The following is a 25,734-nucleotide window of genomic DNA, read 5'->3' on the forward strand; positions in this document are numbered from 1 at the left end:
GTACGCACCGCGAGCCCCCCACCACTACTCCCGACCTAGCGCAACAGCGTGACGAAATGCGCGTCGAGCACCTGGCTGATCACCTCTGGATTGGTTCGCTCGGGATTGTCGACGCCGTGCGACGCGAGCCCGTCGGCGAGCGCATGCAATCTCATCGCCTCGATGTCGACCGAGGCACCCGGCCGTAGAAATCCCGCTTCAAACGCTGCGTCGACGAACGAACGAAAGTGCCCGAACAAGGTCCGATCCGTCTCGTCACGCACTGCCGTCAACGCCGAATCGGTTTGAGCGGCAGCAGCAAAAGCCTCCCAGACCTGCATTTCTTCTCGCCGGTCTTCGTCGAGGGGAACGAACTGATCGGTGAACTGACGGATGGCGCGGCGGATGTCGGGATCGAAGTCGATGCCGGCAATCCTTTCCTCCACCCGGACGGTCACGAGCGTCATCGCGAACAGCAAGAGTTCGGACTGCGTCGCGAAGAAGTGACGTAGCGACCCCGTCGACATCTGTGCCTCGTCGGCCACGGCGCGGACGCTGGCGCTTGCGACACCGTCGCGTCGGATCACACGCCACACGGCCTCGGCGATCTCTTCACGCCGCTCATCCGGACTGCTACGTTTCACCACTTCACAAAACTAACACAGCTGTGCTAGTTTTCAAGCACTAACACAGTCGTACTAGAAATGAGCTGATGTCATGATCGTCCACCTGATCATCGCGTGCGAAATCATGTTCTGGGTGTTCATCGCCGCAGGTCTCGCCGCCCGCTATCTGCTGCGCCGCAAGACTCTGGGCGCCGCACTGCTCATCTGCGCACCCCTGGTCGACGTCGTGCTGCTCGTCGCCACGGCCCTCGATCTCCGGGGCGGCGGCGAGGCGAACTTCACCCACGGACTTGCTGCGGCCTACATAGGCTTCTCCGTAGCATTCGGACACAGCCTCATCTCCTGGGCCGACGCCAGGTTCGCCTACCGATTCGCCGGCGGCCCGGCACCGGTGGCGCCACCAAAGTACGGGAGCGCGCGAGCACTGCGCGAATGGCGCGAGTTCGGCAAAGCTGCGATCGCCTGGGCCATCGCGTGCGGACTTCTCGGCGCGGCCATCTTCCTCGTCGACGACCCCGCCCGTACGGGTGCGCTCGACGGATGGATCAGCAAGCTGACAGTGGTGCTCGCGATCTGGGGAGCAATCGCCCTGAGCTACACGGTGTTTCCCAAGCGCGAGAAGGTCACGGCGCGCGGCTAGCCTCGACCGCCTGTTCGGTCGCGTCGCACACGATCACCGGACGCAGGACGAAAACCGGCAATCTGCCACCGTCTTCCGGTCGCGCAAGACGAAGTTTCAGTCCTTCGCTACGTAACAGATACACCCCGGCCGCTGTGCCCGAGACGAGCGAGATCACTCCACCCACGATCAAAGGCGCACGGGGATCCACGGAGTCGGCCAGCCAGCCCAGCAGCGGACTTCCCAGCGGTGTGCCACCGAGGAAACTGAGCATGTAGATACCCATCACGCGCCCACGCATCTCGGAAGGCACCGACATCTGCAGGATGTTCATCGCGGACGTCGTGAACGTCAACGTCAGTGCGCCCGTGGGAATCAACATCAGCGCCACCAGCGCGTAGGTGGGCATCAATCCCACCGCGACCTCGAACACACCGAAAGCCACGGCGGCACCGAGGAACGTCCGCAGTCGCGGCGCTTCCTTCCGTCTTGCGGCATACGCAGCGCCGGCGAGGGTTCCCACGGCAAGCGTCGTGGACAGCAGTCCGTAACCGTCGGCCTCGAGACCGAACGTGTTGCGCGCCATCACCGCAAGGCTGATCGCGAAGTTCAAACCGAACGTCGAGACCATGAAGACGGACACCATGATCACGCGAAGGTCCTTGCGGCCCCACACGTATCGGAACCCGTCGCGCACCTGTCCCTTGGTACGCGGGGCCGGTTCGGACGGGATCAGCTCCTTCTTGTTCATCAGGTACAGCGCGATGAGGACCCCACCGAACGTCGCGACGTTGAGCAGGAACACCCACCCGGTACCGATCAGGTTGATCAAAACACCCGAGATGGCCGGTCCGACGATGCGGGCCGTGTTGAACGTCATGGAGTTGAGCGCGATGGCGTTGGACAGGTGTTCCTTGCCCACCATTTCGATAGTGAACGACTGACGCACCGGAGCGTCGAGCGCCGAGACACAGCCGAGGGCAAAGGCAATCAGGAAGACGTGCCACAACGCGACGAGCCCACCGACGTCCAACACACCCAACACCAGCGCGCACACCGCACTCGCCCATTGGGTGAAGATCAGGATGCGACGCTTGTCGTACCGATCGGCCAGCACACCGCCCCACACCGACAGGAACAGCGTCGGGCCGAACTGCAAGGCCATGACGATGCCCACCGCCAGCGCGTTGCCGTCCGAGAGCGTCAGTACCAGCCAGTCCTGGGCGATACGTTGCATCCACGTGCCGACCAGAGAAACGATCTGTCCGGAAGCCCAAAGGCGATAGTTACGGTTGTGGAGCGCGGCAAACATGCCGGAATCGGGGTCTCGGGGCACCCCACCATCTTGCCCCTCGAGTAATTCGTTCGGGCAACGACCTCTGTGTAGCGGAGCTACGCAACAACTACTCGGTCGCGGAGCTACTCCGTCTTGTTGACCATCTCCGTGATGATCTCGACGGCCCCGCGCAGCGTCGCGAGTTCTTCGCCGCCCAGCCCGGCCAACTGCTCGTTCATCCACGCCTCACGCGCATGGGTCTCGTCCGCGAGCAACGCCTGCCCGGCGTCGGAGAGATTCACGATGATCTGACGACCGTCCGTGGGATGCGGCGACCGCTCGACCAGACCGAGCTCGGCGAGAGAAGCAACAACACGCGTCATCGACGGCGGCTGAACTTTCTCACGTGCTGCGAGTACGCCAGGAGTCATCGGGCCGTACTGATCCAGGCTGGCCAAAGCCGACAGTTGCGTCAGCGATACCTGAGCGTCGACTCTGCGGCCGCGCAGATGCCTGGTGAGACGCACTACAGCCAGGGAAAGATCGCTGGCCAGCGCACGAGTTTCGGTGGTCACGCGTCAGACAATACGTCAAGAGCTGGCCGGTAGCTCACGTAATCGAATACCGGTCAACCCTGATTTCACGTAAGGGCGTCGGTAATGGGTCCGACAGTGAAGTAGGCCACAAAAAGTGCCGCCACGATCCAGAGCAACGGGTGGATCTTCTTGATACCACCGCTGGCAGCGTGCAGGACCACCCATGAAATGAAGCCGACGCCGATGCCGTTGGCGATCGAGTAGGTGAACGGCATGACGATCATGGTCAAGAACGCCGGGAGCGCCACCGAGAACTTGGTGAAATCGATGTCTCGGACCTGTCCGATCATCAGCGCACCGACGACGACCAGAGCGGGTGCAGCTGCCTCGATCGGCACGACGGAGTAGAGCGGCGTCAGGAACATCGCGACGAGGAAGAGCAGTCCGGTGACGACGTTTGCCAGGCCCGTGCGGGCGCCTTCGGCGATACCCGACGCGGATTCCACGAACACGGTGTTCGACGACGCCGAAGCGCCACCGCCGACGATCGCGCCCGCGCCTTCGACGACAAGCGCGCGGCCGACGTTGGGGAGGTTTCCGTCCTTGTCGGTCAGGCCGGCTTCCTTACCGAGACCGGTCATCGTGCCCATGGCGTCGAAGAAGTTCGCGAGTACGAGGGTGAAGACCAACAGGCTGGCGGCCAGAACACCGATGCGTGTGAATGCGCCGAAGATGCTGACGTCGCCGACCAGGCTCAGATCAGGCATACCGCCGAGCATGTCCGGGATCGCGGGAATGCTGAGGTTCCAGCCCTTGGGGTTGGTGCCGAGCGAGGGTCCGACGTCGGCCACTGCCTCGATGATCGCAGCGAGGATCGTCGTGACGACGATGCCGATCAGCAGTCCACCACGAACCTTGCGCACGACCAGAACACCCATGAGCAGCACACCGAAGATGAACACCACGGTCGGCCACGACGCGATGGAGCCGTTGATTCCGAGTCCGACGGGAACCGTCGTACCGGCAGCATCGGGGATGCGGCGGACGAACCCGGCGTCGACGAGCCCGATGAAGGCGATGAACATGCCGATACCGGCCGCGATCGCGGACTTCAAAGCCGAGGGAATCGCGTTGAACACCGCAGTCCGGAAACCCGTGAGCGCCAACAGAACGATGATCACACCGTCGATGACCACCAGGCCCATCGCCTCGGGCCAGGTGACCTGCGGTGCGATGGTGACCGCGAGCAGGCTGTTGATGCCGAGACCCGCGGCGATCGCAAACGGATAGTTGGCAACGACACCGAAGACGATGCTCATCAGGCCGGCCACCAGAGCGGTGACCGCAGCCACCTGGTTGACCGGAAGGATGTTGCCGAGAACGTCGGTCTTCGCCGCAGCGTCTTCAGCCGAGAAACTGCCGAGGATGAGGGGGTTGAGGACCACGATGTAGGCCATCGCCACGAAGGTGACGACACCGCCGCGAATCTCGGTCGAGATCGTCGACCCTCGTTCGCTGATCTTGAAATAGGTGTCGAGGATCTTGCCGGGTGCCGCCATGTTTGTTCTTTCCCCATCGCTGTAGGTCGCCGTGTGCCGGCGCACATGAAGCCGGTCGCACTAGGGAGAGTAGGCCACCGGGGTACGGGTAGCGTTAATTTTGTGACGGAGACTCGCAACACAACCAGCCTGATCGGCAAATTGTCCGCACCCGCGCCGGCACTGATCATCGGCACCGCGTTGTGGGTGATCGCCACGATCGTGGTCGCGGTGAGCGGGGATCGTTGGTCGGACGCCCTCCCGATCTGTTACGCGGGTATCGGAGTCGGCTTCCTCGGCTTCGCTCTGTTCTCGATTCAACGACGCGCAGCTGTGCGCGGAAACAAGGGCGCACAACAGGGCGCTGGTCTGGTCGACTGAACGGGTCGATTCAACGCTCTTCAGTATGGTAAGCCTACCCTGCACTCTGTGCCGATCCTGGCTTGCCGACGCTGAAAGGAACCACGTCACCGTGAAGACCCCCTACCGAGACCGATGGAAAAGCAGCAACCGTTCGAAAAGTCGAGCACGTTGGACGAAACTGACATCCGTTGCTCTGGTCGTGCTGGTCGGCACAGCACTCGTCTCCTGCAGTTCGGACGAGGACGACACTTCGAGTGGTTCGTCGGGTTCCGGTGGCGGCGCCTTCCCCGTCACGATCGATCACGCCTTCGGTAGCACCACGATCGATTCCGAACCACAACGGATCGTCACCGTCGGCTACAACGACGAGCAGGCTCTACTGGCCTTGGGCATCAAGCCCGTGGGAATGGTCAACCAGTACCCGGGCGAACCGGACGTCAACCGCACGTGGCCGTGGGTCACCGGCCCTTGGGGCGGAACCGAACCGACCGTCGTCGGCAGCAATCCCGAAACCACGATCAGCGTCGAAAAGATCGCCGCGCTCGAGCCCGACCTGATCCTCGCTCTCTACTCGAGCATCGACACAGACCTGTACAGCACACTTTCCGCGATCGCCCCCACCGTCGCGAAGGACCCGGCTTACGGCGACTACGCAACTCCGTGGCAGATCACGACGAAGACCGCGGCGAAGGCAGTGGGTCGCGAAGCCGACGGCGAGAAGTTGGTCGCCGATATCGACAAGCAGTTCGCCGACGCCAGAAGCGCACACCCGGAATTTGCAGACCAGACCGCGGTGATCATCAGCGTCGACGCGACCCCGGAGTTCTACGCCTTCTCGTCCGAGGACGCCCGCGGACGGGTCCTCGGCAGTCTCGGTTTCAAACCTGCTCCGGCGGTCGAGGCCTTGATGAACGGTGAGTTCTACGCGCCGATCTCCACCGAACGACTCGATCTCCTCGACGTGGACCGTCTCGTTGTCATCGGCAATCCCGATGCCGCCCAGGCAGTCCGAAACAATCCCGGCTTCCAGCAACTCGACGTGGTCAAGAACAACCGCGTCGTCTACGTCAACGACGATCAGGCCCCGCAGGTCGGCGCGGCCCTGACCGCGAGCTCGGCGCTGAGCTTGCCGTGGGCCACGAGCCAACTACTCGCCGAACTCACGAAGTAACCAGCGCCCGGCGCTTCCTGATCTGCGCGGTCCCCCAAATCCATACGCCGGCCCACACCATCCCGAACGCCCAGCCTGCCAGCACATCGGTCATCCAATGGGCAGCAAGATAGACGCGGGAGAATCCGACGGCGACCGTGTACAGGCCGAGGCTCGCGAGCATTGCCATCTTCGCGAGCCTCGGCAAGGCAAGCCGAAGGATCACGGCGGCAACCGAAGTCGCGAGGATTGCACTCATCATCGCGTGGCCCGACGGGAACGAATACGAATCGATTTCGATCAAACGCTCCGGAACGGGTGGACGGGTCCGGGTGAAGATGCGCTTCAATCCGCTCATCACGAGCAGACCGGTCAACATCGACCCGGCGATCAGCAGAGCTTCGGTGCGTAGTCCCCGAACCAGAAGCACGATGGTGAGCAGCGTCGCGATCAGCCACGACGCGAGTGTTCCGCCGCTGTCGGTGATGACGTCGACTACGTCGACGAGCCACTCCGTCCGCTGACTCACCGCGCTGTCGAGCACCCACTGGTCGAAAGACATCTGCCCTCACATCCCTTGCGGCAGGGTCCACGTGCGCATCACGTGATGAACGTCGTCCGAGTCCACCCACCACGGCACGGTCACCGTCGCCTCCACCGCTCCCGTCAGTTCCACTGTCAGTTCGTGATGAATCACTACCTCGCCGCCGGGAACCTCACGGCCGAGGGCTGCGAAGCCGAGAACTGCCTGTGGTTCGTTCGCCCACGTAGTCACGATGCCGGTGCTGCTCACTCGACCGTGAACGGACGTCGACGCCGTCGCGACGTCGAGCAGATCCGCCAATGCGTCAGCCGTATCGAAACTGCCGAGCACCACTCGTTGTGCAGGTAGTGCCGCCCCCAGCCACGGTCGGTCGAGGACAAGAGCGTCGCCGGGATCGACCAGATCGCCGGAAAGCCCGCGCACGAACGGCGGCAGGTGCAGTTCCTCCAGGTCGAGAACCCGTCGCTGCGCTGCCTCACCCAGCAGTCGGTGTGTCCGAGCGACGACCGCGGAGGCCGGCATCCGCAGTGGGTCGGCAAGCCGATCGAGTAGCAGCTGAGCCAGTTCCGGATCGTCGACGGTATCCGATGCCAGCAATCCGGAGAAGAATCCGGCGTCGGGGTGTTCGGCGGCATCGAGCAATCCCTCGAAGGTGCGATCTCCCGGAGCGCGCAGCAAGCCCAGCACCTCACCGCTCAGTTCCGCATTCGAACGCAACCACCACGCCGTATATCCACGACGGTCGGTGAGCAGCGCCCGTGTCGCCGGTGACTCGACCAGCAGCGACAACGCCTGCGGCCAGCGGTCTTCGTCCACGAGATCGAGATCGCGCACGGCTTCGACGTATTCGGGGTCCTCGTCGAGGGTGTCCCACCATGCGTCTTCGGCGTCGAGATCGTGATCGGGGCCGGACGGCAATTCCTCACGGACCACCGTGAAGCTCCACCCGACACCGACTACCCGTAACGCCTGCTCCCCCACCTGTTGAACGAAATCGGCGTCGACGATGCCGAAGGGAGAATCCTCGACCAGGACGCTTGCGAGGGGAGCTCCCGGAAGCAGAAGTTGGTCGGCGGACCGCAATTCGCCATCCGAATCAGGAAGCAGCACTTCACCGATCCACGACGGCAGCGCTCCTGGCGCCACATGGGCCGCCAGTCCGAGCACCACCTGCGCCAAGTCCGCCGCTACCGAATCATCCTGATCCGCAGCATCTTCGATCAATGCTCGCAGTGCCGGATCGGACAGCAGGTCGGTGGCACTGGCGGTCTGCGCTCCCAATCGGGACAGCAACGAGTGCGCTGCGACAGGATGAACCAACCTCGTCCACTGCACCGACGGTGCGTCTTCGCCCAGTTCGACGCCGACGACGACGGTCCGCGGACCGGTCACCGTTCGTCCGTCGGAAAGCGGAACCGGCAGTGTTCCAAGCTCTTCCACCGCGAGAGTGTCGATCACCAAGGGCTCGAGAGCCGAATAGAGTCGATTCCACCACTTCGGTTCACGTTCCACGCCGCTGAGCAGTTCGGCGATACGCGCGAGCCCGATGCGGTGCGTCGAGACCGCCGCGAGCGCTCGCTCGTGCTTGGGCCCGGAGAGTTCGGGGACGACCAGTCCGCCGATGATGTCGGTGAGCAACTCGGCGAGTTCGTCACTGAGCCCGGGCACCACGGACGCTCGCTGCGGCGCGCGGTCAGGTTCTCCGACCACCGGAAGCCACTCGTTTTCCTGCAGCTCCTTCAGAAGCGCTTCGCGCAGAAGCGAATCCGTCTCACTGCGGGCGAAGGCCGGAATCGGGACGAGCGCCGTTCGCTGCCGAGGAGGGAGAGCCGCAAGGAACTTCGCATACCCCTCGGCAAGCGGAGCGATCGGTGCACCGGGCATGAGGCGTCGCCGATCGGGTTGCATTGCAATGTCGGCAATGACGATCGCAGGGATCGACAGTTCCTCGTCGGATCGCGTCGGCGCCCGCAGGACGTCGCCTGCGACCGGCTCGACGACCCCGTCGCGGACCGGAACCAACCATCGTGCGTCAGCCGCCGTGTACTGCCACCACGTGCGATCACCGATGGAGATCTCGACGAGACCGGATTCCAACACTCGTTCCGATCGCTGAAAGATCTTCTCGCCCAAACGAATAGATCCGAGAGCCGGAAGTTCGAGAAGCAGGTCGACGGCCTCGCGCGTCATCTGCGAAAGCAGCGCTGCGGCATCGACTTCCGGCCGAAGCGTCAGCACCACTTCCGAATCGGCACCGTCGCTAGGTAATTCGCCCGAGGGCCACACCAAACGAAGTACGGGGACACCGGTTTCCGGCACGGGGAGCTCGCGTGACTCGATCTCGCGCAGCGTGTGTGACGCGGAGAACCGAATCGATCCCGTCGACGATCGCAGCTCCACCTCGTCACCGACCGAGAGAACTGCCGAGAATCCGACTCCGAACCGGCCCGTCACACCTTCGTCGGTGTCGACCTTGTTCGACGCTCGCAGCGCGGTGAGTGCGTGGACGCCGGATTCGTCCAGCGGACGGCCGGTGTTCGCCACCGTCAGAGTCCGACCGTCCAGGTCCACCCACAGAGAGCCCTCGATGCCCTCGCGCGCCGCCGCATCGGCAGCGTTCTGCGCCAACTCGGTGAGCAGACGGTCGCGGTACCCGGCCTTCGCGAGGTCGGATTCCGCAGCCGCGTCTTCACGCAATCGCGTCGGAGATTCCGACCACGCGCGCAGCGTCGCCTCGCGGAGTGCGTCCGTGCCGAACGGATCTTCTACTCGGTGGATACCGAATCCTCAACTGCAACAACGCTCGACGGGCGAGCGGGCACCGCAATCAGCTCGACTGCTCCGTCGTCGAATGCGTCGAACTGCGGCGATCCCGCACCGAGCGGCAGGCTGGTGTCCGAGTGCGCGCCACAACCGTAGGACGCGCTGACCACACGGCCGTCTGCGGAGAGTTCGTTTCCGCACACGCCGAACGCTGCGTGCAACGAACCGGCGAGCGGCAGGAAGAAACCACACAGCCCACACGTCGACGGAGCAGCCTTCGCCATCTCCGACTCCGGGCCGAAGTCACCGTCGAACCAACGCTGCGCGGCATCGAGTCGACCCTCGAGGCTCATGACCTGTTTGCGGCCGAGCCCGATTTCGAGAGCTACCTCGTCGACTTCCGGGTCACCGGTGGCGACGTAGCCGGGAACGAGCCGAGGATCCTCGGCCGGCGGAGCCAGTAGGTCACCGACGGAGAGATCGCCGGGACGGATCCGCTGATCCCATGGCAGCCATTCCGGCGCAACCAACGCGTCGGGACCTGGCAGCAGCGCCAACTCACTGACCGTTGCGTGGGTGTCCTCCGGTCCGGCAGCGACGACGACCGCCCACTGCCAACCGCGGTATCCCGGAATGTCTGCTGCAAATCGATGGGTGGCGGCAAATTCGTCCTCCGACGTCACGCCGAGGTATGCCCCCACACCGCCTTCATGCAGGTCGACGACTGCCGTTCGGGCAAGCTCGACCGCATCGGCCAGTACTGGGCGCGGCACTGCACGCTCTGGAGAAGTAGCAACACTCACTCCTCCAGTTTGCCGCACCACCGCAAGTCCGCAACGCACTGGGCTGCCATGCTGGGCAGATGAGTAGGTCACACGCCAATTCCGTGCGTACTTTCGCAGTGGTCGCCGTGATCGCGTCGGCCTTGGTGGGGTGCTCCGATTCCCCCGGTACCCCCGACAACCTCACGACCGAAACCGGCTCCGTCGAGATCGTCCGAGTGTCCGCGCACGATCCCGGCGCGTTCACGCAAGGCCTCGAGATCGACGGAAATCGCCTCTACGAAAGTACCGGGCGCGTCGGGCAGTCCTGGGTCCGCTCGAGCGAGATCTCGGACGAGCAGTCCCCCGCTTCGGGACCGGAGATTGCACGTGCCGATCTCGACCCGCCGTTGTTCGGTGAGGGCATCACGATCGCCGGAGACACACTGTGGCAACTCACCTGGAAGGACGGCGTCGCAATCGCCCGGGACAAGAACACTCTGAGCGAACGTGAACGGTTCCCCCTCGACACCGAGGGATGGGGAATCTGTTCACTCGGGGATCGGCTGGTCTCCAGCGACGGTTCGGCCAGGTTGACCTTTCGCGATCCCGAAACCTTCGCGTCGATCTCCACGATCGACGTCACCAGAGCCTCGGAGTCCGTCGGCAAACTGAACGAACTGGAATGCGCCGAAGACGGCTTCGTCTACGCCAATGTCTGGACCACGGACACCGTCGTCCGAATCGATCCGGCGGACGGGCGCGTCACCAACGTGTACGACGCTTCGCCGCTACGCGAAGAACTCGTCACGGATGGATCGACCAGCACCGTCGACGTTCTCAACGGCATCGCGCAGATTCCCCGTACCGATCGATTCCTGCTCACCGGCAAGTATTGGCCGCAGATGTTCGAAGTCCGTTTTGTTAACTGAGTCCGACATGACACAGGACTCGCAGGGGTGTGCGTGGTAGCCGCGCCGACACTAGGACAGAATTGAGTGGTGACCGGACCGCGCGAACCCTACGACCCCGAAACTCGGCGAATCCACGACGAGCCGGAGGGGCAACAGGTGCACCCCGGTTACGACAATTACCCACCTGCGGCCCGCCCGGACAATTACCCGCCCTCGGCCCGTCCCGCTGCCCGTCGCACGCCGTTGCCGCCGCTGCATCCGATTCCCGAATCGCGGGCAGACTCCGATTCCGCGGCCGGTTCGAAGGCGCCGGGTGCGGACGCTCCCAAGGCTCCCCCGATGCCTCGCAAGCTCACCGTCACTCGCGTCGCAGCGATGCGCAGCCGCGAACTGACGAACAAGGGCATCGCGACCTTCCAGCGCGCAGCGAAGGCCGACGGCGCGGACAAGTCCGGTCTGACTGCTCTCACCTACGCGGTGATGACGAACAACGCGACCGACGCGGCGATCTCCGTCGCTCTCGCCAACACGCTGTTCTTCTCGGCTGCGACGGGTGAGGACAAGACCAAGGTCGCGCTCTATCTCCTGATCACGATCGCTCCGTTCGCCGTGATCGCACCGCTGATCGGTCCGATGCTCGACCGCTTGCAGCGCGGCCGCCGCATCGCACTCGCGTCGTCGTTCGGAATCCGGACGCTCCTCGCGGTGATCCTGGTCTTCAACTTCGACAGTTGGATCCTCTATCCGGCCGCGCTCGGAATGATGGTGCTCAGTAAATCGTTCTCGGTGCTCAAGAGTGCTGTGACACCACGCGTCCTACCACCGGAAATAGACCTGGTGCGCGTCAATTCGCGTCTGACGGTCTTCGGTTTGATCGGTGGAACCATCGGGGCCGGTGCTGTCGCAGGTGCGCTCGCGCTCGCTTTCGGTTCCACCGGAGCCTTGTGGTTCGCAGTCGCCGTCACCGTCTTCGGCGCATATCTGAGCATGCGAATCCCGTCGTGGGTCGAGGTCACCGAGGGTGAGGTTCCCGCGACCATCACCTACCACCCGGACGAGGCACACCACGCCGGCAACGCCCCGCCACAACCGAACGCGAAACCGGCCAAGGTCCGACAGCCTCTCGGACGCGCCGTGATCATCGGACTCTGGGGCAACGGGACCATTCGCGTACTCACCGGCTTCCTGACGCTCTACATCGCGTTCGTCGCCAAATCGCGTACCGATCACGAGCCACTCCAGCAGGCCATGATGCTCGGCCTGGTCGGCGCGGCAGCCGGTCTGGGTAACTTCGCCGGAAATGCCACGGGTGCGCGCCTCAAGCTCGGCCGGCCCGCATTGATCGTGCTCCGGTGCACGGCGTCGGTATGGGTCATCGCGGTGATCGCAGCTCTGACGGACAACCTGATGACCGCCGCCCTTGCCACACTCATCGCCTCGGCCGCCAGCGCACTCGCCAAGGTCTCCCTCGACGCGTCACTCCAGCACGACCTGCCCGAGGAATCGATCGCGTCCGGATTCGGTAGATCCGAGACGGTTCTGCAGTTGAGCTGGGTACTCGGCGGCGCATTGGGGGTTCTGCTTCCGACCGAATACTGGATCGGGTTCACTGTTGTATCGGTGTTCCTGACGATCGGGCTCCTGCAGACCTTCCTGAGCTACCGAGGAAGCAGCCTCCTGCCCGGCCTCGGCGGGAAGCGCCCCGATCTGGCCGAACAAGAAGTGACCGAAGTGATTTACACCGGTAAATCCAACCGAGGACAAGGAAGTACTCCGCAGTGATGATGCGCTCGAGAACAAAGAAGATCGTGGCAGCGATCAGTGTCCTGATGGTGGTGGCACTGGTTGCTTACGTCTCCGTTCTTTTCGTGATCATCAAGAACATCAACGACGACCCCGACAAGCTGCCGGTCATCACTGCATACGCACACGGCACGACGATCGAGACCAACCCTGCCGGGTTCTGCACCATCGATCTGTCCCAGTGCGCCCAGGTGGGCGACATCTACGCCCTCGATGTTCCCGCGGGCTACCCGCTGCAGCTGTCGTTGTCGACGGACGTCTCGGATGCGCAGTGGGCACTGCTCGCCGTCTACGAGGACGCCGACGGCAACCAGACCGGTGAGCCCCGAGTCTTCGAGCCCGGCGAGGCCTTGGCCGTGACGGTCGAGTCTTCGAGCGATCCCGTCAAACAACTCGTCGGCGTCGAAATTCACCTCGCGGTCGGTGAGGGAAGCGAACAGGGACTGCTGATCTGGTCGATCAAGACCGCCTGATCCTCTGAACATGAAAATGCCCTGCACACCGATTGGTGTGCAGGGCATTTTGTTTCGAAGCCGTGTACGGCAGCTCGCATCGAGCGATCAGGTGTCGAGCTCGCGAGCGACTGCCCGGACGACCTCGGAGATCCGCTGAGCGGTCTTGCGGTCCGGGTACTTGCCGTTGCGCAGATCCGGCTGGACCTTCGCCTCGAGCAACGTGATCATGTCCTCGACCATGCCGTGCAGCTGGTCAGGGGTGTGCTTGCGCTCGACGGGCTCGCGACGCGACGCCGTAGCACCGCGCAACGACGGCGCCGGCTCGAGCACCTTCAGGCTCAGCGCCTGCGGACCGCGGCGGCCTGCAGCCATGCCGAACTCGACGCGCTGGCCGGCCTTCAAGCCTTCGACACCCTCGGGGAGGGCGGAAGCACGGACGTAGACGTCCTCGCCCTCTTCCTGCGACAGAAAGCCGAAACCTTTTTCGACGTCGTACCACTTCACCTTGCCGGTCGGCACCGCGTTCACCTGCTCATCACTCGACTGGGGCATCTGCCCCAATGTGCTCGGGAGGCTCCCGGAAGAGCCTCATGGCCTTGCTCGCATTGCTTCCGGTGGAAGAATGCAAAAGAACGCGCCCCACACTTGCTTCAGCGGGGCGCGCAGTCTGTTACCAGTCTACCTGTGACCAACCCGTGTCGGCACCCAGGTTTACAGGCACTATCCTCGTGGGTGTGGACCCTCAACCGAACCCGCGCACTTCCGGCACCGGAAACGGTCTGTTCCGTACGGCGATGGCACTCTTCATTGTCGGATTCCTGGCGATCGTGGCCATCTTCGCAGTCCATATCTTCAGCGACACCCCACCCGGCCTGGCCTTGTACCTGGTGGCACTTGCGTGCCCGATCGGCTTCATTCTGGCCATCGTCTACACGCTCAGATCCGGTCGACGCGTGCGCTGATCACTCCCGCCTCCAACCGAAAGGTCACTGACCATGAGAATCCTCCTGAACGTGATCTGGCTGGTGTTCGGCGGCTTCTGGCTGGCGTTGGGTTACTTCGCCGCAGGCATCATCTGCTGCATCCTCATCATCACGATTCCCTTCGGAATCGCAGCATTCCGCATCGGCATCTACGCACTCTGGCCGTTCGGTAAGACCGTCGTCGACAAGCCGACCGCTGGCGTCGGTTCGATGATCGGCAATGTCATCTGGGTGATCATCGCCGGTATCTGGTTGGCGATCGGACACATCGTCACCGCCGTCGCGATGGCAATCACGATCATCGGCATTCCGCTCGCGGTCGCGAATCTGAAGATGATTCCGATCTCGCTGATGCCGCTCGGCAAGGAGATCGTCGACGTGGACCGCGTCAATTACGCGTAGCCGTGGACCGCGTCAATTACGCGTAGCCGTGGATCGCGCGTCCATTGCGCGTAGCCGGCAGCACAGCCAGAAGAACCCGACCACGGCAGGCGCTGTGGTCGGGTTCTCTCGTATCAGGTCGGATCAGCGGCCGAGGCTACCGAGTCCGGGGAGATTGCCGAGCGAACCGGTACCCGTTCCCGGGTTGCCCGGATCTACGGGGCCGACCGGCCCCTCGGAGACCACGATGGTCACGCTCGACGCGCGCGAGAGCACGCTCTTCGCAGTGATCTCGACGGTGACGCTGCCGACAGCGGTGGGGGTTCCCGAGATGGTGCCGTCCTGTGCAAGTGACAGTCCACCGGGCAGAGTGCCGTTGGTGAGTGCAAAGGTTGCGCGGGAGTCAGCGGAAGCAAGCTTCTGCGAATACGCCTTGCCGACCTGACCAGCAGGCAGTTCGACGGTCGCGGGCAGCGGGTACGCAGCAACTACCGTCACCTTGCCCCCGTTGGTCGTCGACGCGATGGCGCCGGTCGAGGTATCGAGTGCGAGGTTTTTGACCTTCTCCAGTGCGGGAACCTTGGTATCGGTCAGAGCGGTGGTGGCGCGGGTCGTCAGGTCGACCGACCACAAGTGTCCGTTCATGATGTCCGCGACATATGCAATGCCTGCAGTCGAGTCGACGCTCACGCCGTTGGGAATCGCAGTCGGAGACAGCGTGGTCTTCGACAGGACTGCGCCGGCTGGCGTGATCGTCCACAGGTTGGTCGCCCTGGTGTCGGTCATGTAGACGTTTCCGGTGTTCGTGTCGACATCGACGTCGACCGGGTAGAGGTTGTCGGCACGCACGATCGACTTGAGCGCTCCACCCTTGCGTACGTCCGCCTGCCACAGCGTGCGTCCGTAGTTCTCGTCGAAGAAGTTGGTGTCTGCGATGTAGAGGAAGCCGCGGTCGCCGTCGAAGGCGAGCTTGGTCGGCGTTGCCGACTTGTCGACCAGAATGCTCGACACGGCGTCGGCGGCGTTGGGGTCGACGACTCGGATGTTGCCGGACTTGTAGTCCGAGAAGTACGCGCGGTGCGTTGTGGGGTCGACGACGACATCGTTGATCTGCGGCCGCGAGCCGTCAGGGTTCTTCTCGCTCAGCGTGACCGTCTTTTCGACCTTGCCGGTCTTGGTGTCGACAATCGAGATCGCGCCGCCGTAGGAGGAGGACACGTATGCGCGTCCGAGGCCCGAGTCCACGGCAAGTGCCGACGGGTAACCGACGACACCGTCGATGTTGCCGACGGACTCGCCGGTGTTCGTGTCGACGACGGACAACGAGCTGGTCGGTCCGCCGTACTGCGTGATGTATCCGCGGTGGGTTGCCGAGTCGACGACGATGTCGCCAGGCTGCGTTGCGGAATAACTTCCGACAACGCCGTGTGTCGGATCCTCGGGTGAGGCGTGTGCAGCGGGAGCAGTGACGGCCAGGCCGACAGCAGCAGCGGCGACGGCGAGGGACGCGGTGACCGCGCGCCGACGGTAGTGCAGATTCATGAGGGGTGCCTTAATGCTTTGGAAGACTCTGAGGATTCTGCCCTTCGGGCAGATGAGGCAAACCTAACCTAAGTTTCAATTTCGATGTTGAGACGCAGGCCACATCTTCGGCCGGAATCGACGCGCCTCTCAATCACCCGCCATTCCATTTCCATATAACGTGTGACCTTGCTCACATTACGGATGGATAACGGAACGGACACAACCGGACATTCACTCAGGCACCCCCACCTACCTGGGAAGAGTCTCCTGCGCTTTGTGTGACGCGTTGTACGTCCTTCGCCACGCCGCGTTATCAAATGGTGACACGAGAGACTCGAGCCGTTACCGTCGTTTTCGGCCGGGAAACTCGGCCACCTCCGGCCCGCCGCGCCAAGCCTTGTCCCGCGGGTACCGGACTTCCGACAGAGCATTCCAGGGACGAGGACGGGGGACCCAAAGTCCTCTGTGAGAACAGAAAAGTTCTCCAGTGGACACCGGTTCGATCGCAAGACCGAATCTTGGGGTGAAGCCAGACCCTTTCCAGCCAGGAAAGGCGAGGCCGGGCGACCTCTCAGCCCGAACCCGACAGCTGACCTCGCAGGCGCGTGTGGAGAGGATTTCGACCATCATGAGCGGACGCCATCGCAAGCCCACCACCACCGGCCGCACTGTCGCCAAGGTCGCCGTCACCGGCGCCATCATGGGCGTAGCAGGAATTGCAGCCACCGGAACCGCAAACGCTGCCCCCGACTCCGACTGGGATCGTCTCGCCCAGTGTGAGGCCGGCGGAAACTGGGCCATCAACACCGGCAACGGTTACCAGGGCGGACTGCAGTTCTCCCCCAGCACGTGGAACGCACACGGCGGCGGACAGTATGCAGCCACCGCAAACCAGGCCACTCGCGAGCAGCAGATCGTTGTTGCCGAGCGTGTTCTCGCAAACCAGGGTTGGGGCGCATGGCCGTCCTGCTCCTCCAGCCTCGGACTGAGCAGCGGCGCCACCGAGCGTTCCGCTCCGGCCACCACGGCTCCTCAGGCAGCTCCGGCTCCGGCTCAGCAGGTCGCTCAGACCGTTGCACACCCGGTCGCTGACGCCATCGATCAGGCAATCGCGTTCGCCAAGGCCAACGGCATCCCGGTCGACCCGCAGATCCTCGCAGTCGCCGACACCGCGAAGACGTTCCTCAAGTAACACCGGTAAGACTGTCCGCTCGGACGCTCGAACATCAAGAAGGCCCGCACCGATTCGGTGCGGGCCTTCTTCGTGTCGAGTTGTTATCGGTTGATGACGGTGTGCGGGTGTACGTAGGGAAGTGACTCCACCGGAACCGGAAAGGTGGTGTCCTCGCCGAAGGGTGAAAGTCCACCTGCGCGGGTCGATGACAATTCGGTCACTGCGTGATCTCCGTCTGCAGTTTCCGGCCATCCTGGATCTACATAGTGTTGCTTCGAATTGTTGGCCACGAAGTCATTTTGACAGGACGCCGTTACGCCGTACAGACCAGGTCTCTAATCTGATACCTGATGACCGAAACACGTGGCACCCCGGCGGGCAGTTCCGCAGCCGAAAGTCTGACCGATTGGCTCTCGGCGCGCAGTGACGCCGAGTTGACGGAGTTGCTGCGTCTGCGCCCCGATCTGGCCGTACCGCCGCCGAGCACGATGGTGGTTCTCAGCGGTCGGGCACAGCAACGCGCGTCGGTCAGCCGAGCTGCGGACGAACTCGACACCCTCGATTTCGGTCTTCTCGAATTGTTGGCACTGGCTGGCGCCGAGGAAACCCCGATGACGCGGGCGGAGCTCAACAGTGCGATCGCCGAACGCGCCCTGACCGGCAAGGGCAAGGTCACCAAGAAGGCCGTCGACAAGTCACTGTCGAAGATGCGCGAGTCCGCCCTCATCTGGGGTGTCGATCCCATAAGCGTCGTCCCGGCGGTCATCGGGATGATTCCGTGGCGTGTGGGGCGAGCCCTCGAGCCTGCCGAGGCGATGACCGAGACCGAGATCTCGGCAGCCCTCGACGCTCTGGACACCCGCGAGCGGGATCTCCTCGAGACTCTCGCCAACTCGAGCCCGATCGGCCGCACCCGCGACGCCGCCCCCGGAACGCCGCCGGAGCGCCCGGTTCAACGACTGCTGGCGGCCGGCCTGCTGCGGTGGCTCGACGAGCAGACCGTCGAACTCCCGGCGACGGTTCGTCAGGTCATCCGCGGCGAGCCGGTTTTCGATCCGACGACGCTGACCGCACCCGTCATCGGGGGCGACAAACTCAAGCCCGCGGACGTGAACGCCGCAGCAGCGGGCGAAGCGCTCGAGTTGGTACGCCAATGCGAGAACGTGATCGCCGTTCTGGGCGCAGCACCGGCCCCTGCACTGCGAGCCGGTGGTCTCGGTGTTCGAGAACTACGACGCGTGGCCAAGACGGCCGATCTCGACGAAGCGCGCGTGAGCCTGCTCGTCGAATTGCTCTCGGCAGCCGGCCTCATCGCCAGTGGAACGCCCGACCCGGCGCCGGTCTCGGACAACGCGGACGAATACTGGACGCCCACACTCGCCGTCGACGGCTGGCTCAACGCGTCCACAGCGCGTCGGTGGGAGGTCCTGGCATCCGCCTGGGTCGACGTACCGCGAGTTCCGTGGATGATCGGGCTGCGCGATTCCACCGACAAGCCGATCGCCGCATTGTCCGAGGAGGGCCGAGCCCCGGCGGCGCCTCGCGATCGCCAGGCCATTCTGGGGCTGCTCGCCGAACTCGACAGTGGCCAGACTGCATCGGCCGTCGAGGTGAGTCGGCTCCTCGCGTGGCGACGCCCGCGATGGAGCGGGCGCCTGCGGACGTTCGCGATCGAGCGGACTCTGGACGAGGCCGCCGCGCTCGGACTGGTGGCCCGCGGTGCTTTGTCGTCGCCGGGACGAGCATTGCTGCACGGTGGGGACGCCGAAGCCGAAATGCAGTCCGCGCTACCCGAGCCCATCGACTACATCCTGGTCCAGGCAGATCTGACGTTGGTTGCTCCCGGCCCGCTGGTACCGGACCTGCTCGAGCAGGTGAGCCTGGTCGCGGACATCGAGTCGGCAGGATCGGCGTCGATGTACCGCATCAGTGAGGACAGCGTGCGTCGTGCACTCGACGCCGGTCTGACGGCCACCGAACTGCATGCGATGTTCGCTTCGAAATCGAAGACGCCTGTTCCCCAATCACTTTCGTATCTGATCGACGATGTCGCCCGTCGACACGGGCGACTGCGTGCCGGGGTTGCGGCGTCGTTCATTCGGTGCGAGGACGCATCGCTTTTGGCGGAGGTACTTGCATCCGCGGTGGCCGAGCCGTTGGCTCTGCGCGCATTGGCTCCTACGGTCGCGATTTCGCAGGCCCCGCTCCGCGAAGTCCTGGCCGAGCTGCGAGCCGCCGGATTCGCGCCGGCAGGTGAGGACTCCTCGGGCACGTTGGTCGATCTCCGCCCACGTGGGGCACGTGTACCTAACCGACGCAGCCGACCGGCGTCGAGAATGCCGGCGAGCCCCTCGGCGGATCAGCTGGCGTCGTTGGTACGCACGATGCGGGCAGGTGACCGCGCTTCCGCCCCGGGCCGTGGTGGTGTCCGGACGGACGGTTCGAGGGAGAACAACGCCGCCACCATCGCCTTGCTGGCCACGGCGGCCCGAGACAATTCCAGCGTCAACATCGGCTACGTCGACGCTCAGGGGGTGGCGACGCATCGCATCGTCGACCCCGTCAGCGTGGGCGGCGGACAGTTGGACGCCTTCGACCCGGCTAGTGGTGCCGTACGCCGTTTCACGTTGCACCGCATTACTTCCGTCAGCCCCGTCGACTCCGGAAAAAAGTAGCAGAAAACAAGCAACTGGCTTTTTTCTGTAAATGAAGTATGGTCGAGGTCAGTTTGTGATTGCCACTTCGAAAAATGAGGAGCGACAATGGCTGACAAGGCGCCGGGTAAGAACATGAAGAAACCCGCCCAGTCGATCAAGGAACGCCGCGCGGAAAAGCGGGCGAAAACTGCGGAGTCTTCCGAGTTCATTCGTAAGCGGAAGCGGAGCTGACAGCACAGTCCAGAAGAAGACGAGCTGACTGCGAAGCTGACCCATGCCTGCCTCCACCGACACCCTCGTGCACCTGCACGAGACATTCAACCTGTTCAAGTCACGTAGTCGAGGAACTGACGCGCGCTCGCGCGGCTACGCAGCGGGCATGACCCTCGCTTCACTCTGCGTCCTCGACGAACACGCTCGGCAATCCGGAATACTACTTTCGGATTTACCGCAGAAAGAGAATCAACCATCGTGAAAAGAACAATCCACACCCTGGACCGTATTCAAACGAGGCTTGAATCGGAGCTTGATTCCACTCCGGGTGATTCCGAAAAGAATATCGGTTATCGATCCGGGATTTCCGAAGCTATTACTCATGTAATGGAAATGCGGAAGTCAGTGGTCGCGCAGAAATAGGAGGCGGATCGATTAGGTACTCACCCCAATAACTGCCGCACACCACCGATAAGAAAGACGACCTGGTCCTCGTAGAAGTCGGCGAGCCGCTCCGGCGCGAGCGGCTTGCCACTTCCACTCCAATCGTCCGCCCGGCTCAACGCGTGGAGGAAGCCCATCAAGGCGATAGCCCAGCGAGTCTCCATTCTGTCCGGATCGGTAGCGGGAAAGGTACGACGGACCTGGTCGAGCAGGTGATCGCGGAGGTGCAGCTCTGTCGCCTCGAGGGCTGGATGGCCGGCTCGCGACATCCGCGGCTGCGAGATCTGCGTGACGATTCTGATCCATCGCATTCCCCGCGTGCGATGGCGAACGAGCAATGCCTTGTAGGGCGCGGTGACGGCCCGTACCAGCGCCTCGACCGTCGGCGGTGTCCTGTCGGCGGCGAGGGCGTCCACGTTCGCGCTGATCTGATCTCGCACCGACGTCCCCATGTCCAGCAGCACCGCGGCGACCAGATCGTCCTTGGTGCCGAAGTGGTAGTGGACGGACGACGGCCCGAGACCGGCTGCGGCGTTCACCGCGCGCAGGGACACGGCGTCCAATCCCTCTGTCGCAAAAAGGCGCTCGGCAGTTTTGAGCAAGCGTGTGCGCGTCGCGTCGCCTTGACGGTTCTGCCTGGAGTCGGTCATACGAACGAGCTTCGCACGGGCTCGACAAACGTCTCCACAGTGGCGAACGCGGAGTCAGAGTGATTCACAGCCTGCTCTTTCCTGATTCACATGATCGACTTGAAGAAACACTATCCTGCAACATCGACGCATAAGTTGTTGTATTGCAGATGATTACAAACCTCCCACTGTGCGGGAAATTCAACTTATTGGATCACTTGATCCATGTTAGACATCTCGATCAGAGCGAGTGAGCCAAATCACTTCCCTGTCGACAGGAGATGTCATCGTGTGGTCCGCATCGTCCATCCGCTTCGGAGCATTCCTCGCCCCGTACCATCCGCTCGACGCCGATCCCGCCTTGCAACTCAGACGCGATATCGACCTCATGACGCACTTGGACCACCTCGGATTCGAGGAAGCCTGGATGGGTGAGCATCATTCGACCGGCGCCGAGATCGTGCCTGCCCCGGACATCTTCATCGCCGCAGCCGCCGAGCGGACCGAGCGCATCCAGTTCGGCACGGGTGTGACGTCTCTGCCCTATCACCACCCGCTGATCACCGCCGACCGCATCACTCAGCTCGATCTCCAGACCCGCGGACGACTCATCTTCGGCACCGGTCCGGGCAAGATCCCCCTCGATGCGCACATGATGGGCATCAACCCGTCGGACCAGCGTCGGCGCCAGGGCGAAGCACTCGAAGCCATTCTCGCGTTGCTCCGCGGCGAGGTCGTCACTATGGAAACCGACTGGTTCACGTTGCGTGACGCGCGTGCACAGCTGCCCACCTACCGAGCGGACGGCATCGAGACCGTGACAGCGTCGACCATTTCCCCCAACGGTTCGGTACTCGCAGGCAAGAACAGCCTCTCCCTGCTCTCGTTGGCGGCGAGTTCACCCAGCGGCTTCGACGCACTGGATCGCAACTGGGATGTGTACGAGAAGGTCTCGGCCGAACACGGCCACCGCGCCGACCGAGCGACGTGGCGTGTGGTCAATCCGATGTTCCTCGCCGAGACCCGAGCCGAGGCTGAGCGCGCCGTGAGCCGACGGATCGGATCGATGGCCTCCTACGTGAATCGACAGACCGGCCAGAACCCGGCCTGGGCAGATACCCCTGCCGGAATCATCGATCAGTGGCGCAACGACACGCTCGGCGAGTTCGGTCAGGCGATCATCGGTACCCCCGAAGATGCGATCGCGCAGATCGAGCGTCTGATCGAGAAGACGGGAGGGTTCGGCACGTTCCTGATCCTTCACGTCGACATGGCGAGCTGGGAGGACACCAAACGCAGCTACGAATTGTTCGCCTCGGAGGTGGTCCCGCACTTCCGGAAGCGCAATGTCGGGCGTCAGGCGAGCATGCAGTTCGCCGAGGACAACCGCGAATACCTGATCGGCGGGCTGGTCGGAGCGATCACCAAAGCCCATACCGACTACTACGGCCGGCCGGCCGAGACGGGAGCCGTGCGCGCATGAGGGCCGTCCGATTCCAGCAGGGAGAATTCGCCGTTGCCGAGGTGACCGACGCGCCGCCGTTGGCGCCCCATCAGATCCGCATCGACGTCGTCGCCTGCGGGATCTGCGGCAGTGACCTGAGCATGTCGAAGGACCCGTGCCGGTTCGTTCAGGTCGCGCACGACGGGGGCTACCCGCTCGCCACCTTCGATCCAGACGCGCCAGTGGTCCTGGGGCACGAATACGCGGGTATCGTCTCCGAGACCGGTTCTGCAGTAGAAGATTTCACGATCGGCGATCGGGTGGCCGGCATCGGGTTGGCCACCGACACGGCTACCGGGATCCCGACGATCATCGGCTACTCGAACGACTATCACGGCGCGTTCGGCGATCACATCGTCGTCGATGCGTTCTGGGTCCGCAAAGTTCCCGATCACCTGTCACTCGAGCACGCCACACTTGCCGAACCGCTCCACGTGGGCGAGATGCACCTGCAACAGTCCGGCCTCACCTCGGCCGATTCGGCGCTCGTCATCGGCTGCGGAACGATCGGACTGGGCGCCATCGTCGCCGCCAAAGCGCGCGGAGCGCAGATCGTCATCGCTTCGGAGCCCTCCCCGAAAAGGCGCGAGCTCGCCGAGAGGATGGGCGCGGACATCGTCGTCGATCCGGCCGAGCAGGATCCGATCGAACTGTGGAATCGGATGATCGCCGAGGGCAACCAGCTTGTCGGTCAGGCCGCGAACGGAGTTCTGATCGCCTACGAATGCAGCGGCCGGGCGGGAGTCATCGGAGAACTGATGCACACGCTGCCGTTCAACTCGCGGATTCAGGTTCTGGCTGCGCCGTTCGGCGACGAGACGATCATTCCCGTCGTCGGGCAGTTCCGGAGGATCTCGATCAACTTCGGTCACGGTCCTTACGAGAATGCCTACGACATCACCCTGCAGAGGCTCGCCGACGGCGAGATCGACGCCGAAGCAATCATCACCGGCCGGGTCGGTCTGGACGGAGTCTCGGACGCTTTCGAAGCTCTGCGCGCACCCGACGAACACGTGAAGATCATCGTTCTACCCGCCGGCCTCCCGGAATAGCGGTCGACCCTGCCCTGTTGACGTAGGGGTGCCCGCACTCGGGCACCTCTACTTCGGGGTGTGCAAGCGTCGCCTGTTGGCGTATGCGCTCCGATACCAGGACAATGGCAGGGTTGGCGTCAGCCGACAGCGCGGTGCAACGCTTTGTGGCTGCTGCGTTTGTTTCACTAGGAGGCTTCCGTGACCGACGGACCGTTGATCGTCCAATCCGACAAGACGCTGCTGTTGGAGGTCGACCACGAGCGCGCCGGCGATGCCAGACAGGCAATCGCCCCTTTCGCGGAACTCGAACGGGCCCCGGAACACGTCCACACGTATCGCATCACTCCCCTGGCCTTGTGGAATGCCCGCGCCGCCGGACACGACGCCGAGCAGGTTGTCGACGCGCTCGTGTCGTACTCGCGGTTCGCGGTCCCCCAGCCACTGCTGGTCGACATCGTCGACACGATGGCCAGGTACGGACGTTTGCAGTTGGTCAAGAGCCCGGTGCACGGCCTCATACTGGTCAGCCTCGACCGCGCAGTCCTCACCGAGGTGATGCGACACAAGAAGATCTCGCCGATGCTCGGTGAGAAGGTCGACGACGACACCGTGATCGTCCACCCGAGCGAACGCGGCCGCCTCAAGCAGATGCTGCTCAAGGTCGGCTGGCCCGCCGAGGACCTCGCCGGCTACGTGGACGGCGAAGCGCATCCCATCGACCTCGCCTTCGAAGAGGGCCACTGGGAACTGCGTGACTACCAGCAGATGGCAGCGGATTCGTTCTGGGCCGGTGGCTCGGGCGTCGTCGTGCTGCCGTGTGGCGCCGGGAAGACGATGGTGGGCGCAGCCGCCATGGCGAAGGCAAAGGCCACCACCCTCATTCTGGTGACCAACACCGTCGCCGGCCGGCAGTGGAAGCGTGAGCTCATCGCCCGCACGTCGTTGACCGAGGAAGAGATCGGCGAATACTCCGGCGAGCGCAAGGAGATTCGGCCGGTCACGATCGCCACGTACCAGGTCATCACGCGTCGTACGAAGGGCGAATACAAGCATCTCGAGCTGTTCGATTCCCGCGACTGGGGACTGGTGATCTACGACGAGGTGCACCTGCTGCCCGCGCCCGTCTTCCGGATGACGGCAGACCTGCAGTCTCGCCGCCGTCTCGGCCTGACTGCGACGCTGGTGCGTGAAGACGGCCGCGAAGGCGACGTCTTCTCGCTCATCGGCCCCAAGCGCTACGACGCTCCGTGGAAGGACATCGAAGCGCAGGGCTGGATCGCGCCGGCCGACTGCGTCGAGGTGCGAGTGACGATGACGGACGCCGAACGCATGTCCTATGCCGTCGCCGAACCCGAGGAGCGCTACAAGCTGTGCTCGACGGCGCACACCAAAATTGCTGTCGTGAAATCGATTCTGGCCAAGCACCCCGATTCCCCGACCTTGGTGATCGGTGCCTATCTCGATCAACTCGACGAACTCGGCGAGGCTCTGAACGCTCCGGTGATCAAGGGATCCACCAAGAACAAGGAACGCGAGATCCTGTTCGATCAGTTCCGTAACGGCGAGATCCAGACGCTCGTGGTGAGCAAGGTCGCGAACTTCTCGATCGACCTTCCGGAGGCGTCTGTCGCCGTGCAGGTTTCGGGAACGTTCGGGTCGAGGCAGGAAGAGGCTCAGCGACTCGGGCGCCTCCTGCGGCCCAAGCACGACGGCGGTCAGGCTCACTTCTATTCGGTGGTTTCCCGCGACACTCTCGATGCGGAGTACGCGGCCCATCGTCAGCGATTCCTCGCCGAACAGGGCTACGCCTACCGGATCACCGACGCCGACGACCTGCTCGGACCTGCAATCGGCTGACCATTTC

Annotated in this window: 25 protein-coding genes and 1 riboswitch; of the genes, 14 read left to right on the top strand and 11 right to left on the bottom strand. The window is 63.6% G+C overall.

What is annotated here, in order from left to right; all coding sequences use genetic code 11:
• Positions 1-35: 35 nt before the first annotated feature.
• On the bottom strand, positions 36-626 hold the full coding sequence (locus DBV08_RS12080) for a TetR/AcrR family transcriptional regulator (protein ID WP_253252768.1): 591 nt from the start codon (positions 624-626) through the stop codon (positions 36-38).
• Positions 627-696: 70 nt separating this feature from the next.
• Between DBV08_RS12080 and DBV08_RS12085 the strand changes: the two genes are divergently transcribed.
• Entirely contained in the window at positions 697-1,245 is a 549-nt protein-coding gene (locus DBV08_RS12085) for a hypothetical protein (RefSeq protein WP_124567571.1), read from the top strand.
• On the opposite strand, the gene DBV08_RS12090 is transcribed toward DBV08_RS12085, so the two are convergent.
• The 3 genes from DBV08_RS12090 to DBV08_RS12100 form a co-directional block, all read right to left on the bottom strand.
• Positions 1,229-2,536 (bottom strand): MFS transporter, encoded by a 1,308-nt coding sequence (locus tag DBV08_RS12090; protein ID WP_095968888.1) that lies wholly within the window; start codon positions 2,534-2,536, stop codon positions 1,229-1,231. The two genes, DBV08_RS12085 and DBV08_RS12090, sit on opposite strands and share 17 nt — an antisense overlap.
• A gap of 107 nt (positions 2,537-2,643) precedes the next feature.
• Entirely contained in the window at positions 2,644-3,075 is a 432-nt protein-coding gene (locus DBV08_RS12095; RefSeq protein ID WP_003939901.1) for a MarR family winged helix-turn-helix transcriptional regulator, read from the bottom strand.
• Positions 3,076-3,140: 65 nt separating this feature from the next.
• On the bottom strand, positions 3,141-4,595 hold the full coding sequence (locus DBV08_RS12100) for an NCS2 family permease (RefSeq protein WP_095968837.1): 1,455 nt from the start codon (positions 4,593-4,595) through the stop codon (positions 3,141-3,143).
• A gap of 102 nt (positions 4,596-4,697) precedes the next feature.
• Between DBV08_RS12100 and DBV08_RS12105 the strand changes: the two genes are divergently transcribed.
• Complete coding sequence (locus DBV08_RS12105; protein WP_124567572.1) at positions 4,698-4,955, top strand: DUF2530 domain-containing protein; 258 nt, start codon at positions 4,698-4,700, stop codon at positions 4,953-4,955.
• Between the two features lie 91 nt (positions 4,956-5,046).
• Positions 5,047-6,108, top strand: coding sequence for an iron-siderophore ABC transporter substrate-binding protein (locus tag DBV08_RS12110; RefSeq protein ID WP_260395543.1), 1,062 nt, complete (start codon positions 5,047-5,049; stop codon positions 6,106-6,108).
• On the opposite strand, the gene DBV08_RS12115 is transcribed toward DBV08_RS12110, so the two are convergent.
• The 3 genes from DBV08_RS12115 to DBV08_RS12125 all read right to left on the bottom strand — a co-directional run bounded on the left by DBV08_RS12115 (position 6,098) and on the right by DBV08_RS12125 (position 10,218).
• Positions 6,098-6,649, bottom strand: coding sequence for a phosphatase PAP2 family protein (locus tag DBV08_RS12115; protein WP_095968835.1), 552 nt, complete (start codon positions 6,647-6,649; stop codon positions 6,098-6,100). The two genes, DBV08_RS12110 and DBV08_RS12115, sit on opposite strands and share 11 nt — an antisense overlap.
• Positions 6,650-6,655: 6 nt before the next feature.
• Positions 6,656-9,328, bottom strand: a complete 2,673-nt coding sequence (locus tag DBV08_RS12120) for a sacsin N-terminal ATP-binding-like domain-containing protein (RefSeq protein WP_124567573.1) — start codon at positions 9,326-9,328, stop codon at positions 6,656-6,658.
• Between the two features lie 68 nt (positions 9,329-9,396).
• Positions 9,397-10,218 (bottom strand): DUF3027 domain-containing protein, encoded by an 822-nt coding sequence (locus DBV08_RS12125; RefSeq protein WP_095968833.1) that lies wholly within the window; start codon positions 10,216-10,218, stop codon positions 9,397-9,399.
• A gap of 38 nt (positions 10,219-10,256) precedes the next feature.
• On the opposite strand from DBV08_RS12125, the gene DBV08_RS12130 reads away from it, so the two are divergent.
• The 3 genes from DBV08_RS12130 to DBV08_RS12140 all read left to right on the top strand — a co-directional run bounded on the left by DBV08_RS12130 (position 10,257) and on the right by DBV08_RS12140 (position 13,345).
• Positions 10,257-11,087 carry a glutaminyl-peptide cyclotransferase gene (locus tag DBV08_RS12130; RefSeq protein ID WP_185564595.1) on the top strand — a complete coding sequence of 277 codons (831 nt, stop codon included), beginning with the start codon at positions 10,257-10,259 and terminating at the stop codon, positions 11,085-11,087.
• A gap of 69 nt (positions 11,088-11,156) precedes the next feature.
• A complete protein-coding gene (locus DBV08_RS12135; protein ID WP_253252766.1) occupies positions 11,157-12,851 on the top strand; it encodes an MFS transporter in 1,695 nt (564 codons plus the stop codon).
• Between the two features lie 26 nt (positions 12,852-12,877).
• Positions 12,878-13,345 (top strand): DUF2771 domain-containing protein, encoded by a 468-nt coding sequence (locus DBV08_RS12140; RefSeq protein WP_234036855.1) that lies wholly within the window; start codon positions 12,878-12,880, stop codon positions 13,343-13,345.
• 87 nt (positions 13,346-13,432) lie between these two features.
• Here the strand turns inward: DBV08_RS12140 and DBV08_RS12145 are convergent, their stop codons facing one another.
• Complete coding sequence (locus DBV08_RS12145; RefSeq protein ID WP_166809487.1) at positions 13,433-13,846, bottom strand: cold-shock protein; 414 nt, start codon at positions 13,844-13,846, stop codon at positions 13,433-13,435.
• Between the two features lie 215 nt (positions 13,847-14,061).
• On the opposite strand from DBV08_RS12145, the gene DBV08_RS12150 reads away from it, so the two are divergent.
• Both DBV08_RS12150 and DBV08_RS12155 read left to right on the top strand, forming a co-directional pair.
• The gene (locus tag DBV08_RS12150) at positions 14,062-14,289 is read left to right on the top strand and encodes a hypothetical protein (protein WP_095968829.1); all 228 of its coding nucleotides are present in this window, start codon (positions 14,062-14,064) and stop codon (positions 14,287-14,289) included.
• A gap of 33 nt (positions 14,290-14,322) precedes the next feature.
• A complete protein-coding gene (locus DBV08_RS12155) occupies positions 14,323-14,712 on the top strand; it encodes a YccF domain-containing protein (RefSeq protein WP_003939919.1) in 390 nt (129 codons plus the stop codon).
• 123 nt (positions 14,713-14,835) lie between these two features.
• Here DBV08_RS12155 and DBV08_RS12160 read toward each other — a convergent pair whose 3' ends face one another.
• A complete protein-coding gene (locus DBV08_RS12160; protein ID WP_124567574.1) occupies positions 14,836-16,233 on the bottom strand; it encodes a YncE family protein in 1,398 nt (465 codons plus the stop codon).
• Positions 16,234-16,614: 381 nt separating this feature from the next.
• Positions 16,615-16,835, top strand: a riboswitch (cyclic di-AMP (ydaO/yuaA leader).
• Positions 16,836-16,843: 8 nt separating this feature from the next.
• Here DBV08_RS12160 and DBV08_RS12165 point away from each other — a divergent pair.
• On the top strand, positions 16,844-17,407 hold the full coding sequence (locus tag DBV08_RS12165; RefSeq protein ID WP_095968827.1) for a transglycosylase family protein: 564 nt from the start codon (positions 16,844-16,846) through the stop codon (positions 17,405-17,407).
• 83 nt (positions 17,408-17,490) lie between these two features.
• Here DBV08_RS12165 and DBV08_RS12170 read toward each other — a convergent pair whose 3' ends face one another.
• Complete coding sequence (locus tag DBV08_RS12170; RefSeq protein ID WP_019744939.1) at positions 17,491-17,679, bottom strand: hypothetical protein; 189 nt, start codon at positions 17,677-17,679, stop codon at positions 17,491-17,493.
• Positions 17,680-17,739: 60 nt separating this feature from the next.
• On the opposite strand from DBV08_RS12170, the gene DBV08_RS12175 reads away from it, so the two are divergent.
• Together DBV08_RS12175 and DBV08_RS32840 are read left to right on the top strand one after the other, a co-directional pair.
• Positions 17,740-20,064, top strand: a complete 2,325-nt coding sequence (locus DBV08_RS12175) for a helicase-associated domain-containing protein (RefSeq protein ID WP_124567575.1) — start codon at positions 17,740-17,742, stop codon at positions 20,062-20,064.
• An 87-nt stretch (positions 20,065-20,151) separates the two neighbouring features.
• Complete coding sequence (locus DBV08_RS32840; protein ID WP_007733507.1) at positions 20,152-20,277, top strand: hypothetical protein; 126 nt, start codon at positions 20,152-20,154, stop codon at positions 20,275-20,277.
• A gap of 425 nt (positions 20,278-20,702) precedes the next feature.
• On the opposite strand, the gene DBV08_RS12185 is transcribed toward DBV08_RS32840, so the two are convergent.
• On the bottom strand, positions 20,703-21,353 hold the full coding sequence (locus DBV08_RS12185; RefSeq protein WP_124567576.1) for a TetR/AcrR family transcriptional regulator: 651 nt from the start codon (positions 21,351-21,353) through the stop codon (positions 20,703-20,705).
• A 268-nt stretch (positions 21,354-21,621) separates the two neighbouring features.
• On the opposite strand from DBV08_RS12185, the gene DBV08_RS12190 reads away from it, so the two are divergent.
• From DBV08_RS12190 to DBV08_RS12200, 3 genes are all read left to right on the top strand, one after another.
• Positions 21,622-22,815: an LLM class flavin-dependent oxidoreductase gene (locus DBV08_RS12190; RefSeq protein WP_124567577.1), complete on the top strand. Its 1,194-nt coding sequence runs from the start codon at positions 21,622-21,624 to the stop codon at positions 22,813-22,815.
• On the top strand, positions 22,812-23,888 hold the full coding sequence (locus DBV08_RS12195; protein ID WP_124567578.1) for an alcohol dehydrogenase catalytic domain-containing protein: 1,077 nt from the start codon (positions 22,812-22,814) through the stop codon (positions 23,886-23,888). Before DBV08_RS12190 ends, DBV08_RS12195 begins: the two co-directional genes overlap by 4 nt.
• 180 nt (positions 23,889-24,068) lie before the next feature.
• Positions 24,069-25,727: a DNA repair helicase XPB gene (locus DBV08_RS12200; RefSeq protein ID WP_003940219.1), complete on the top strand. Its 1,659-nt coding sequence runs from the start codon at positions 24,069-24,071 to the stop codon at positions 25,725-25,727.
• The last annotated feature ends 7 nt before the right edge of the window (positions 25,728-25,734 follow it).

Source organism: Rhodococcus sp. KBW08 (genome assembly GCF_003852455.1).
In the GTDB taxonomy this organism is placed as follows: Bacteria; Actinomycetota; Actinomycetes; order Mycobacteriales; family Mycobacteriaceae; genus Rhodococcus_F; species Rhodococcus_F baikonurensis.

Coding starts and splice junctions, on each gene's coding strand:
- DBV08_RS12085 (WP_124567571.1), top strand. CDS start 697: ATGATCGTCCACCTGATCATCGCGTGCGAAATCATGTTCTGGGTGTTC.
- DBV08_RS12090 (WP_095968888.1), bottom strand. CDS start 2,536: ATGTTTGCCGCGCTCCACAACCGTAACTATCGCCTTTGGGCTTCCGGA.
- DBV08_RS12100 (WP_095968837.1), bottom strand. CDS start 4,595: ATGGCGGCACCCGGCAAGATCCTCGACACCTATTTCAAGATCAGCGAA.
- DBV08_RS12115 (WP_095968835.1), bottom strand. CDS start 6,649: ATGTCTTTCGACCAGTGGGTGCTCGACAGCGCGGTGAGTCAGCGGACG.
- DBV08_RS12130 (WP_185564595.1), top strand. CDS start 10,257: ATGAGTAGGTCACACGCCAATTCCGTGCGTACTTTCGCAGTGGTCGCC.
- DBV08_RS12155 (WP_003939919.1), top strand. CDS start 14,323: ATGAGAATCCTCCTGAACGTGATCTGGCTGGTGTTCGGCGGCTTCTGG.
- DBV08_RS12160 (WP_124567574.1), bottom strand. CDS start 16,233: ATGAATCTGCACTACCGTCGGCGCGCGGTCACCGCGTCCCTCGCCGTC.
- DBV08_RS12165 (WP_095968827.1), top strand. CDS start 16,844: ATGAGCGGACGCCATCGCAAGCCCACCACCACCGGCCGCACTGTCGCC.
- DBV08_RS12175 (WP_124567575.1), top strand. CDS start 17,740: ATGACCGAAACACGTGGCACCCCGGCGGGCAGTTCCGCAGCCGAAAGT.
- DBV08_RS32840 (WP_007733507.1), top strand. CDS start 20,152: ATGGCTGACAAGGCGCCGGGTAAGAACATGAAGAAACCCGCCCAGTCG.
- DBV08_RS12185 (WP_124567576.1), bottom strand. CDS start 21,353: ATGACCGACTCCAGGCAGAACCGTCAAGGCGACGCGACGCGCACACGC.
- DBV08_RS12195 (WP_124567578.1), top strand. CDS start 22,812: ATGAGGGCCGTCCGATTCCAGCAGGGAGAATTCGCCGTTGCCGAGGTG.